The 13,415-nt window shown below is 39.8% G+C and carries 8 protein-coding genes; 4 read left to right on the forward strand and 4 right to left on the reverse strand.

Annotated elements, in window-relative coordinates; genetic code table 11:
* The first annotated feature begins 420 nt into the window (after window positions 1-420).
* From CYLST_RS22805 to CYLST_RS22815, 4 genes are all read left to right on the forward strand, one after another.
* A complete protein-coding gene (locus CYLST_RS22805) occupies window positions 421-1,143 on the forward strand; it encodes a peptidylprolyl isomerase (RefSeq protein ID WP_015210100.1) in 723 nt (240 codons plus the stop codon).
* Window positions 1,144-1,260: 117 nt separating this feature from the next.
* A complete protein-coding gene (locus CYLST_RS22810; protein WP_015210101.1) occupies window positions 1,261-4,269 on the forward strand; it encodes a peptidase domain-containing ABC transporter in 3,009 nt (1,002 codons plus the stop codon).
* Window positions 4,270-4,309: 40 nt separating this feature from the next.
* Window positions 4,310-4,453: a hypothetical protein gene (locus CYLST_RS34805; RefSeq protein WP_015210102.1), complete on the forward strand. Its 144-nt coding sequence runs from the start codon at window positions 4,310-4,312 to the stop codon at window positions 4,451-4,453.
* A 170-nt stretch (window positions 4,454-4,623) separates the two neighbouring features.
* A complete protein-coding gene (locus CYLST_RS22815) occupies window positions 4,624-6,207 on the forward strand; it encodes a beta-barrel domain-containing protein (RefSeq protein WP_015210103.1) in 1,584 nt (527 codons plus the stop codon).
* 90 nt (window positions 6,208-6,297) lie between these two features.
* Here CYLST_RS22815 and CYLST_RS22820 read toward each other — a convergent pair whose 3' ends face one another.
* The 4 genes from CYLST_RS22820 to CYLST_RS22835 form a co-directional block, all read right to left on the reverse strand.
* Window positions 6,298-7,872, reverse strand: coding sequence for a hydantoinase B/oxoprolinase family protein (locus tag CYLST_RS22820; RefSeq protein ID WP_015210104.1), 1,575 nt, complete (start codon window positions 7,870-7,872; stop codon window positions 6,298-6,300).
* Between the two features lie 165 nt (window positions 7,873-8,037).
* The gene (locus tag CYLST_RS22825) at window positions 8,038-8,688 is read right to left on the reverse strand and encodes a hypothetical protein (protein ID WP_015210105.1); all 651 of its coding nucleotides are present in this window, start codon (window positions 8,686-8,688) and stop codon (window positions 8,038-8,040) included.
* On the reverse strand, window positions 8,682-10,781 hold the full coding sequence (locus CYLST_RS22830; protein ID WP_015210106.1) for a hydantoinase/oxoprolinase family protein: 2,100 nt from the start codon (window positions 10,779-10,781) through the stop codon (window positions 8,682-8,684). The genes CYLST_RS22825 and CYLST_RS22830 overlap by 7 nt, the downstream gene beginning before the upstream one ends.
* 473 nt (window positions 10,782-11,254) lie before the next feature.
* Window positions 11,255-13,099, reverse strand: coding sequence for an ABC transporter substrate-binding protein (locus CYLST_RS22835; RefSeq protein ID WP_015210107.1), 1,845 nt, complete (start codon window positions 13,097-13,099; stop codon window positions 11,255-11,257).
* Between the last annotated feature and the right edge of the window lie 316 nt (window positions 13,100-13,415).

Raw genomic sequence — 13,415 nt, forward strand, 5'->3', positions numbered from 1 at the left:
AACAGGACGACAAGTCACGCATGCCATGGCCTCTGGCACGTTGTTCGCGTTCACCTAGGTTGGGCACTTTACCATCTCTCTGTCTCCCTATTAGTGTTACTTAAAGGCAGGTAGAAAATAAATTTTCATTTTGAAAGTTTTTTTAATATTTCCGGATATTTGCAATGTTACTAATTTGTGATATTTTTGTTTTACATCTATGAATTATGAAAACTCTTGTTAATAAGTTTAACAAGGGCAAGTATAATTTTTTAGGTGATCATTATTATGTGTTTAGAAATATACAACGGATAATACTTAGAATAAGGTTGTGATATAGCTATGTGACCTCGACCAGCAGATAACTTAATCTCAACCGATTTCTATTATTTTTTTGAAGCCAGATAAATTATAACAGTGGCAACACTGAGTACAAATGATATGAATCCAGTTTTGCAATTGGGCGATGTCTGCCAACAAGCTGCCGCGCGTCTACGGACAATGACGAAGACAGAGGTTTTGCCGTTGCTGGCAGACTACCAAATCCTGCCGCTATTAGTAAAAGAGATGATCATCGACCAAGCGATCGCACAAATTGAGTCAACGCCACAAGAAGAAAAGCTCGCCTGTGAACAATTAGCCCAACAATATCAAGGGCGACAACAGCCGGCTATGAGTCCGCAGCAGTTACAGCAGATCGCGATCCGCCAATTAAAACTGGAGAAGTTCAAAGAAACAGCTTGGGGAGGGGATATAGACGCTTACTTTTTCCAACGGAAATCTCAGTTGTCTAGGGCGATCTATTCCCTGATTAGCACGAATGATGTTGGTATTTCCCAAGAAATCTACTTCCGCATTCAAGAAGGTGAACAGTCCTTTGCCCAACTAGCACGGGAATATGCTCAAGGGCCTGAGTCCCAAACAGATGGTTTAATTGGTCCAGTGGAATTGCAAACCATCCATCCAGTTTTAGCGAAGATATTATCTATCAGCCAACCGCAGCAACTTGTACCGCCGACTCAAATAGGAGACTGGATTGTCATCGTTCGCCTAGAAAAGCTACTACCAGCTCAATTAGACCGCTCAATGCGTCAGCGGTTACTGAATGAACGCTTTAGTACTTGGCTGCAAACAGAGATGGCGTCTCAAAATTGGCTTCTTTAACCCCCAGATATTGCAACTGTTTAAACAAAGAGTGAGTATTGGGCATAATAAATGACGCACGAAAGCACAATTAGCAATGCCCGATCTCCTTAAATAAACTTATTAACCCAATTAGGCATGACTTATATTAAGACGGCTTTTCCCGAATTTCTCGCCACGATTGAGGGATTTGATCAATTACCAGATGAAGCGATCGCCAATTTATCAGCACAAATACAAGCATGGCGCTACCGCCTCGGTCAAAAAATCATCAGTAAAGAACAACTCCCCGAACAAATAGTCATCCTTTATGAAGGACAAGTGCGGCTGTTGGGATACCACCCCCAAACCCAACTACCAATTACCTTAAACAAGCTGCAACCAGGGGCAATTATCGGCGAGATTGGGTTATTGCGCCAAGTTGCCTGCGAAACTGCGATCGCCTCCACAGAAGTAATCTGTTTAACATTGAATGCAACCGGCTATTTACGCTTTCTCTCTGCCTACCCAGCTTTTGCCAATGCCCGCCAAAACAATAGTCATTTAGCAGAAGTTTTCGATGTTCTCAGCCCCCAATTAGCACAGCAAGCTAATGCCAGTATCGACTTCAAAGAACTCGCCCAAAGAGCACTATTAAATACAAAAATCCATTACCTCCCCCCCGGAAGAACTTCCTTTAAGCAACTGGCAAGTGACAGAATCTGGTTTGTCAGCGGCGGCAGTCCAGTAACCAATTTTCCCCCCGGTTCTCGCTTAGAAGCAAGCGATGCTAGAGCAACAATCGAAGTCACAGGCAACAGTCCAGCACGGTTGCTTAGTGTACATCCCTCAGATTTATTCTTGCTAGATAGTGATCACGGAGAACTGCAACTCAACAACACCAAATCACAAATAGCAGACGAGTTAGATATACCCTACGCACCAGCAGCAGAAACCCCCCAATCAAATCCCGATGAGCTGCCAAAGAGTAGACAAAAACGCCAAAAATACCCATTTTTCCCCGGTAAGGGAGAATTAAATGCCACTCTGGCCTGTTTCCAAATGCTCACAAAGCACTTGGACATGCCCTTTCGTCGGGAAGTAGTGCGGCGCATTTTAACTGAGCAAACAAAGCGCCAAGGTAATATATCTTTCCAACTTTGTGCTTACCTAGCAGAGTTAATTGGACTCAAATCACAGTTAGTAGATATCCCCACAACCTCAGTGACGCGGCTGCCGACACCAGCATTAATTCGCTATGGTGAGAGTTTTGCTGTTTTATATGCAGCAGATGCAAATAGTGTTGTCGTCGGTGTGCCATCTAAAGGCATTGTGTACTGCAAACCCGCTCAACTAATTGCCCAATTAGAAGTTGATGAAACTAATCTTCCACCACAAATAAGGGTATTACTGCTGACTGCAACCAAAGAAACACCCCAGGAGCGCTTCGGCTTACGGTGGTTTCTTCCTTATCTATCACAGCACCGTCGAGTCCTGATAGAAGTCTTTATTGCTTCCTTTTTTGTCCAATTGGCAGCATTAGCTAACCCCCTAGTTGTCCAGTTAATTATTGATAAAGTTATCGCTCAAAATAGTATTAGTACCCTACATATTTTGGGAATTTTACTATTAGTAGTTGGACTATTTGAAGCAGTTTTAACCACCTTACGAACTTATTTATTTGTCGATACTACCAACCGCATTGATATGGGTTTGGGGTCGCAAATTATCGACCACTTACTCCGGCTACCGCTGCGCTATTTTGAACGGCGTCCAGTGGGTGAACTGGCCACTCGCATCAATGAATTAGAAAATATCCGTCAATTTCTCACCGGTACTGCCTTAACAGTGGTGTTAGATGCCCTCTTCTCGGTGGTTTATATCATCGTGATGCTGTTTTACAGTTGGCAACTCACCCTGGTAGGTTTAGGCACGATTCCCTTATTTGTACTGGTCACTTTAATTGCCGCTCCCACCATCAGCCGACAGTTACGCACCAAAGCTGAACGCAATGCCGAAACTCAATCTTATTTAGTTGAGGTCATGTCAGGCATTCAAACAGTAAAAGCGCAAAATATCGAATTGCGATCGCGCTTTTCCTGGCAACAGCGTTATGCTCGTTTTGTGGCGGCTGGTTTTAAAACCGTTGCCACTTCTACTCTCGCCAATTCAGCCAGTAATTTTCTCAACAAACTCAGCAGCTTAATGGTTTTATGGGCAGGAGCTTATCTAGTACTGCAAGGAGATTTAACCCTAGGTGAATTAATCGCCTTTCGGATTATATCTGGTTACGTCACTAGCCCGATATTACGCTTGGCTCAACTCTGGCAAACCTTCCAAGAAACTGGGTTATCTCTAGAGCGTTTAAGCGATATTGTTGATACCCCACAAGAAGCAGAAACAGACCGCGATAACATTCCCTTACCTGCAATTGTCGGTGCTGTAAAGTATGACAATGTTTCCTTCCGATTTGCCACGAGTGGCCCTTTGCAACTTTGCAATGTCAACCTCGATTTTCCCGCAGGTAAATTTATTGGTATTGTCGGACAAAGCGGCTCAGGCAAAAGTACGCTGATGAAATTACTGCTCAGGCTTTATGAAACTGAGTCTGGGAGAATTTTGGTTGATGGTTACGACATTTCTAAAGTTGAACTTTATTCACTGCGCCGGCAAATTGGCATCGTTCCCCAAGAGACATTATTATTTGACGGCACCGTTCAGGATAATATCGCCCTGACGAATCCCGATGCCACAACTGATGAAATCATCGAAGCCGCTCAGATTGCCGCTGCTCACGAATTTATCATGAATTTGCCCAACGGTTACAATACGCGCGTGGGTGAACGAGGTGCAGCCCTTTCCGGAGGACAAAGACAGAGAATTGCGATCGCACGTTCTGTTTTGCAACGACCAAAATTATTAGTGTTAGATGAAGCAACCAGCGCTCTAGACTATCCCACCGAGCGCCAAATCTGCCTTAATTTAGCCCAAGCATTTAAAGATAGTACAGTCTTTTTTATCACCCACAGACTCAACACCGTTAGTAATGCAGACATCATTGTCGTCATGGACAATAGCAGGGTGATAGAACAAGGAACCCACCAAGAATTAATGGCTGGCAAAGGTCATTACTATTATCTGTATCAACAACAAGAAGTGAATTTGTAATTAATCATAATTTGTTAAAAGTCACCAGAGGATTGAATAAATGTACAGTAGAAAGCACAGAACAACTACATCGTCGAAATCCCACGACACCACAGCAAAAAAACAGAAAGAAATTGCCGCTGTCAACCCAGGTAAGAATGGGATTGAAGATGGTACAGCTACATCACTGATAATTAGATATTAATGCAGGTTCTATGGGGTAGTAAATCAGGACTTGTAAAAGTGATGTTTGAAATTTTGCAACAAATATGTATTTTCTCTTAGCCAAAATTTACTTTACAAGATTCGTCTATCAACATAAGCACAATAACCAATTACTAAGTTTCAATTCAAAATCTAAAATCCAAAATCGATATGGCTCAACTTAATGGTAACCACCTCAACGGCAATCATCAGAATGGAAAGCACACCAACGAATTCAAGCAAGATTTGCGCTCCCTTCCATCTCCAGGAAACGCTGCTAAAAAGCCTTTAATTAACTTCAACGATGATAACTTTGAGCAATCTGTTGTCTTACGCCAATCTCCTGTTTGGTCGCGGACAATTATGCTCACCCTGATGGGGTTAGCCTGTTTTGGAATTGCTTGGGCTTGTATTGCTAAAATCGAGCAAGTAATACCAGCAGTAGGTCAATTAAAGCCAGAAGGAACAGTTAAAGACGTTCAAGCTCCTATTAGTGGAGTCGTGAAAGAAGTTTATGTGAAAGATGGACAACAAGTAAAACCAGGAGATTTACTACTAAGTTTTGAGCCGATCGCCACCCTAGCAGAATTACGTTCTTTAAATCAGATTCGCATTGGTTTAATTAGAGAAAACAATATTTATCGCCGCTTGATGGCGGCAAGTTTTGCTATTCAATCTGAATCTAATTTTTTGCGTGGTAACTTGCCAGCAGAAACTGCTTTTCTTCTAAAAAGTCGGGCAGCATTAGTTGCAGAAAATGAATTGTTGCGGACTGAATTAAGAACCTCAAATGGGGGTACTGGACTGGGGTTTGATGAACAACAACGTCTACAAATTGCCCAAAGGGAATTAGACTCTCGTGCTGCTGCGGCACAGTTAGAAGTTGAAAAAACTAAAAAACAACTTTCTCAAACTCAAATAAAACTGCAAGATACTCGAGCCAGTTTAGCCATCCAAGAGCAGATTTTAGGTAAACTTAAAGTATTGGCAGAAGAAGGGGGCATTTCTAAGCTCCAATATCTTAACCAGCTACAACAGGTACAAAACCTCACGGCAGAAGTAGCACAATTAGTAGAGGAAGGGCAACGCATCCAGTTTGATATTGCTAGAGGACGTCAACAGTTAACCAATACAGTAGCTTTTTCTGATAAAGGCATTTCAGAAAAGATAGCTGATAATAAAAAGGGCATTGCCGAGATTGATAGCCAATTCATGAAGATTATTCTGGGGAATGAACAGCAATTGGCAGATGTCAATAGCAAAATATCTCAAACACAGTTGAATGTTAAATATCAAGAAGTTCGCGCTCCTGTAGGGGGGACAGTTTTTGATTTACAAGCAAAAAACATAGGATATGTAGCAAACCCTACCCAAAAGCTGCTGCAAATTGTCCCCAATGAAAACTATATTGCTGAAGTTTTCATTACTAACAAAGATATTGGTTTCGTGAAGAAAGATATGAAAGTTGATGTGAGGATTGACTCTTTTCCTTACAGCGAGTTTGGCGATATTAAAGGACAAGTTCTGAGCATCGGTTCAGACGCATTACCCCCAGACCAAAACCATCAGTTTTATCGATTTCCTGCCAGAATCAAATTGGATAGTCAATCTCTAACGATTCAGGGTAAAAATATCGATTTGCAGTCGGGTATGTCGATTAGTGCCAATATTAAAGTCCGCGAAGAACGAACAGTGATGAGTTTGTTTACTGAGGTATTTACTAAGCAGGTTGATACTCTAAAACAGATGCGATAATATCTGAATATTGAGTCCGTTGCCGACTTCACCTTGGCTTTGATTGAGGATGAGGGGAATGATGATCAGGATTATCTTTATTCCCCTGGCTCAAGGTGAATTATGGATTGAACCAAATCCTCCTCCACCAGGAGTTTCTATCACAAAAACATCTCCAGATAGCATCTCGACTGTTGCTGTGCTGTCTAAATTCTCTTGTGTTCCATCTTGACGCTGTATCCAGTTGCGTCCGACAAGTCCTGCTTCCCCACCATTTAATCCAAAGGGAGGGACACGGCGATGACCAGAAAGAATGTTAGCTGTCATGGGTTCAAGAAACTTGATGCGGCGAATCACCCCGTTACCACCTAAATATTTTCCTTTACCCCCGCTATCGGCACGCAGACAAAAGCTCTCTACTTGTACAGGATAACGAGTTTCTAAAATTTCTGGGTCGGTCAAGCGGGAGTTGGTCATGTGGGTTTGGACTGCATCAGTACCATCAAAGTTAGCCCCTGCGCCAGAACCACCGCAGATGGTTTCATAATATTGATAACGCTGATTACCGAAAGTAAAATTATTCATCGTTCCCTGAGAAGCAGCGATCGCACCCAAAGCACCATATAAAGCATCAACAATGGTTTGAGATGTCTCTACATTACCTGCTACCACTGCTGCTGGGTAGGTTGGGTTGAGCATACAGCCTTCAGGAATGATAATTTCTAAAGGTTTAAGACACCCGGCATTGAGGGGAATACTATCATCAACTAGAGTACGGAAGACGTATAAAACTGCTGCTTGAGTTACAGCTTTGGGAGCATTAAAGTTACTGTTTAGTTGCCCAGATGTGCCAGTAAAATCAATAATTGCACTGCGATTTTCTCGATTAATCGTCACTTTAACTTGAATTAAAGCGCCGCTATCCATTTCATAAATAAATGAGCCATCCTTGAGAACATCAATTGCCCTTCTAACTGACTCCTCGGCATTATCTTGGACAAATTTCATGTAAGCTTGCACTGTCTGGAGTCCGTATTGGGAAACCATTTTACGGAGTTCTTGCACTCCTCGTTCATTGGCGGCAATTTGTGCATTAAAATCAGCGACATTTTGATCGGGGTTACGAGCAGGATAAGGATGATTTAACAGTAACTCTCGGACTGCTATTTCCCGAAAATTTCCCTGCTCAACTAGGAGAAAATTATCAAATATAATTCCTTCCTCTTCTACCGTAGTACTATGAGGGGGCATGGAACCGGGAGTAACGCCGCCAATATCCGCTTGGTGTCCGCGAGCAGCAACATAAAATAGGGGACTGGAGCCTAAAGTGTTTTCATTATTATTCAGAAACACAGGGGTAATTGCTGTGACATCAGGAAGATGTGTTCCGCCGTTATAAGGATTATTAGATAGATACACATTTCCTGGTTTTATAGTGTCGCCTTTATTATCAATTAAACTCCGAACACTTTCACTCATTGAACCTAAATGCACGGGAATATGGGGAGCATTAGCGACTAATAATCCAGAAGAGTCAAAAACAGCGCAGGAGAAATCTAAGCGTTCTTTGATGTTTACCGATGCTGCCGTATTTTGTAGAACAATCCCCATTTGTTCAGCGATAAATTGATAGAGGTTTTTGAAGATTTCTAAGCGGACGGGGTCGGGTTGAGATGTATTGTACATTTTTGACTCCTGTTTGATATTTGAATTTGTGAAATAACACCCTAAAAAGTAAGAGACTCATCCTGCAAATTACTAATAAACATATGTCCAGGGGAATGAGTAATTGCTGGCTCTGGCTTGGCTTGCAGAATTATAGCCACAACTTCTAGTCGTCGGGACTTAGTACTATTGCCGTTTTTCAGAGGAATGAAATTCAACTTTGTAAAAATCTGCTAGTACAGTACCTAACCAATCGCTTTTTTCAATTGACTGCTTATCTAGCAGAATAATTTTCTTATAAATCATCCCATTGATTGTGCTTTCTGGAATCCAGGATGGAATAGAAATATTTCCATCATATTTTTTTTGATTTGTGATCAATTCTAAACCCCACGATGGAAATGAGTCCTCTCCTTCACCTCCATCTTTAACTTGTTGGAAGTATTGGATATTCATCCTAGTAACTTCTTGGTCTTTAGACATCCACAATAAACGTTTAATCACAATTAATGAATCATCAACCGCTAAAAACTCCGTAATTCCAAAAGTTATCCATAGAGCATGAGATGTAGCAACACCTAATAGTAAAAAACTAAAGGGGAATATCCAGTACTCTGTAATTTTCTGCAATATTTCCTGCATTACTGGCACAATACCAATATTCAGAATTTCGTACAACGTGAAAAACAAGAGGAAAATATGTCCCATAAAAAGGACAATAAATGGTAGTAAGAAGATGATGACACAACAGTTCGCTTGTGCAAAGTACCTGATTCTAAGCTCTGGTGTTGCACAAAATAGTTTGAATCCAATAGGAATATTTTCGTTACTTAACATGGACGTTTTAAAACCAAATGATTACGCTGATTTAATATTGCTTGCCAGTTAGGTTCAACTATAATTGTGCTAATTTTTTCGACAATGATGGCAGCACCGTTGATCCAATCTCCCGGCTGTAAATCTTCCCGGCGATAAACTGGCGTATCATGCCATTTATCAGCAGTAAATATCTTGACTATTTCAACAGGTTGAATTGCTTGTTTCACAGGACGGTTATAAGTAATTAAAGGTTCTTCAGGAGTCTCCATTTTCTGAATTAGTTCTACTGAAATAGATTCCACAATCAAGGTTTTTTCTGACTGAATGAAACCGTAACGAGATTTATGTTCATCTGCAAATGCTGTTTGCATCGCCGTCACATCTGAATCAAAATCAATGCTAAAAGTAGAATTAGTTCCCTCATATTTTAAATTCAGTTTTTGAATTATGTTTTCTTGACCACTACTTTCATCTTGACTTAGTTCGCTTCTAGCTTGGGTTTCTAAAGACTCCATCAGCTGCATTAATTGTGGAATCAATGCTTGATTTAAAGGCTGTTCTACTCCCCCAACTCTTGTCGCTCGAATGTCAGCTAATCCCATTCCATAAGCGGAGAGAACTCCAGCATATGGGTGAAGAAATATCTTTTTCATCCCTAAAGTATCGGCAATTAAACAGGCAACTTGTCCGCCTGCACCGCCAAAACAGCAAAGGACATATTGGGTGACATCATAACCCCGTTGCAAACTAATTTTTTTAATCGCATTTGCCATATTTTCTACAGCAATGGCAATAAATCCAGCTGCAACTTGTTCAGGAGTACGATGATTTCCTGTGACTAATGCAATATCTTGAGCTAGTTGGGTAAATTTTTGAATGACAATCTCTTTATCTAGAGGTAAGTTACCATCAGTCCCAAACACAGAAGGAAAATATTGGGGGTGAATTTTGCCTAACATGACATTGGCATCTGTGACCGCTAACGGCCCGCCATGTCGATAACAAGCTGGACCAGGATTTGAACCAGCGGATTCTGGCCCAACACGATAACTAGAACCATCAAAAAATAGAATTGAACCACCGCCAGCAGCAATAGTATTAATCGCCAATACAGGAACTCGCATCCGCGCCCCAGCAATTTCGGCATCTAATTGACGTTCATACTCTCCTTTAAAATGGGCTACATCTGTACTTGTTCCACCCATATCGAAAGTAATAACTAAGTCAAAACCTGCTCTTTTGCTAGTTTGTACTGCGCCAACAATACCGCCAGCCGGTCCGCTTAAAATGCTATCTTTTCCCTGAAATTGTTCGGCATCTGTTAAGCCGCCATCAGATTTCATGAACATTAATCTGACATTGGGTAACTGACTAGCTACTTGGTTGACATAGCGACGCAAAATAGGAGTTAAATAAGCATCTATTACTGCTGTGTCTCCTCGACTAACCAATTTCATTAAAGGACTAACTTGATGGGATACAGATATCTGCGTAAATCCGATTTCTTTGGCGAATTGGGCTACTTCTTGTTCGTGGGAGGAATAGCGATCGCTGTGCATAAAAACAATAGCACAACTACGAATTCCTGTGTTGTAAACTGCTTGTAGGTCTTTTTTAACTTGTTCTACATTTACAGGGTTTAATTCATTTCCTTTGGCATCATAACGTTCTGAAACCTCAATTACTTGTTCATAAAGCATCGTGGGTAAGATAATCTGACGGGCGAATATATTAGGGCGGTTTTGATAACCAATTCGCAACGCATCTTTGAAGCCTTTGGTGATGATGAGTACAACGCGTTCGCCATGTCTTTCTAACAGGGCATTCGTTGCTACTGTTGTTCCCATTTTGACTACTTGTATTTCTGTATAGGGAATGGGTTCATTGCTTGAAAGACTCATAATATCCCTAATGCCTTGGATAACTGCATCTTGATATTGTTCCGGATTCTCTGAAAGTAATTTGTAGACAATAACCCATTCTTGGTTAGGAAGAGGAACAATCAAAAAACGTTCTGTATGCTTTGAGAGTCTATCTATAATTGCCTGATTATTCGTCACAACAATAATATCTGTGAATGTTCCGCCACGGTCAGCAAATACTTTTAACATTTCTCAATTTCCTCAATGCTATGGAACTAGAGTAACAATAGGATTAGGAGTATTTCTACTTCATGTGTGGAAGATTTTAACGACGGGTGTGGATAACTAATAGACAATTGCCTATAGCGGTTTGCAGTTGAGTCCAATACAGACCTAACCCCCAACCCCAACAACCTCTCCCTAACCCTCCCCTCCTAGGGGAGGGGAAAGGAAAAGCTTTTATTGCAGGTTCGGGGAGAGAGGTCAAACTGTATTGCACCCCATAGAGAAGCGATATAAAGATATAAATTTATAACTGACATCCATTTCCTTCTAGCAAGACTGGAGTCCTAAGAAGCCCCGGTCAAGCATATTTTAGATAAATTAAGATTGATAACTTGAATCATTCCTAGTCATTAAATAATAAGTTTTCACCGAATAATCAACCGAGACTGTATATGCTAAAACTGCTCATAATGGATTGTAGGTAAAATTTCAATACTTTATATTTTCCATTGCCATTTTTGTTGGTTTTCATCCCATTTTACGGCTACTATTTCGGCTGGAGGATGGAGACGATCACCACTTTTATCAAATTGAATAAGCCCCGTGACTCCTTTTAACTGTTTTTTCTTTTCTTTGAAATATTGATTCATGTGTGTAAGTAAAGCTTGGCTAGCTTGGCTACGATATTCTTCTATAACTTTTAAAATTATTAATACTGAATCAAAAGCTGTTGCACTGCGCCATGTTAAGTTTTCTGTTCCCCAAAACTGAGCGCCTATTTGACAAAAACTCTGTGCTATCAAATTAGAACTCTCGCACCCGTTTTCTTGACTCTGCCAATGCCAAGGAATACAAGCTATAATTGTGCGGTTATTTTGATTTGTGGCATTACACGGGTTTTGCTCATGAATCCAATGTAAAACATTATCATGATAAAAAGTTGCCGAGCCAGCTATTAAACAGTTATTGAGATTTAATCGGCTAATTAGCCCAGCATTATCGAGGGAATTCGGTTCAATTCCTCCATCGGGAATTATGATGATAATATCAACGTTATCTTCTCTAATATTTTCTATATATTTTTGGACTTGATAATAATTTTCACTAATATAATTACATTCTTCTAGGAAAACAAATTTATCTTGATGTTGTTCTAGATATTTTTTAATACTGTTTCTGTAGGAAATACTGTAACTACTATTTTGATTATAGATAACAGCTACTTTTTGGGGAGGTTTGTTGGAAACTTTTTCTATCAAATAATTAGCAAGTTTTTTAGCATTGATATTATCTGGGGTAGTCAATCTAAAAAAAGATAAACTCTCACCTATAGATAATTCGGAAAGTTCATTAGATGTACTACTAGAATTTACTAAAGTTAACCCTTTTTGCGTATAGAAGTGCAGTGCATTTTTGGTCATTTCGCTTGAGTAATGACCGATGATAGCAATCAGGTTTAATTGCGGTGCTAAGTCGGCTAACTTTTCTGCTGTTTGGTTATAGGGTGTGTATAAATTATTAGGATCATTAACAACTAGAATTTGTAAGGCTATTTGACTACATATCAAGGTCAAGAAGATATTAGGTCTGATATCATCTAAATTTATCTCTGTCCCTAAAGAAATTTTGTCAAAGCTTGGCAGATTAACTTGTAATTGTATTTGAGAAATTCCTCGTAAAATCTCGGCAGCAACGTGACCTTGATTATGATAAAATGGGACAACTACAGCTAGAGTATAAATTTTTATACCTTTTCCTTGTAAAAAAGATTTCTTATATTCAATTAAGCAGTTATTAATGTAGATTAATACTTCTGGATTACCAATGCCATAAATCTTTAGTTCTTGATTCCAAGCTATTAAAAAACATTGAAATGCTTGGTAGTAAAGCCCTTGTTGATAAAAATTTGTTCCTTCAATCTGATATTTAACGATTTCTTGATTAGGTGGATAAAGAAAAATTTGTCTCCCAAAACTTCCTTGAAAGTTATCACTATTTAATTGAGGCGCAGGATTTAACTTATAACCTTTCTCTGGGTCGAGTAAAAAGTTAATAATTTTCACCCAATTGCCAGCTATCTCCTCTTGTTCAACGCGCATTAGATCTGAGAGTCTCGGATAAATGTTATTAGTTAATCGGTCTCTAACTTTTTGGTCAGGTAATTTGAATATATTAGCTATTTGTTGTCGAGACAATCCCAATAAAGAGTGACAAATAATTAGTCTATCTAGTTCACTGAGTTTCTTTCTATTAGCGATAGCAGCAATAGAATCTAAATCATGTAATAAAAGTTCAATGTTAATAGCTAGCTTTTCTATAACTTGCCGACAATGTTGACACATATTCAGATGTTTTCGTCTTTCTTCAAAATGTTAGTCTGATTTTCAGTTCAGGTTATACTATTGATGTGGAAATAATTTCTACAGATGTCGTTATAAGTTGAGGTATGTCTGACGAATTTCACATCCATGTTAATTCATCTAAAATCTCGCTGACTGAAATGCTGTCAGAACAAGTGTTTTGGCTTTCAACAATCTCAACAATCTAACGTAAAAGAAACTTCGTGAAAAACGCAATCTCTGCTATTTACATAGCAGCACATAGCAGTGTTATCAGCATCCATTCTAATTGAGAAAAGTGTTACGAATCCCTAAGTAT

Origin of the sequence: Cylindrospermum stagnale PCC 7417 (assembly GCF_000317535.1) — a bacterium.
GTDB lineage: Bacteria > Cyanobacteriota > Cyanobacteriia > Cyanobacteriales > Nostocaceae > Cylindrospermum > Cylindrospermum stagnale.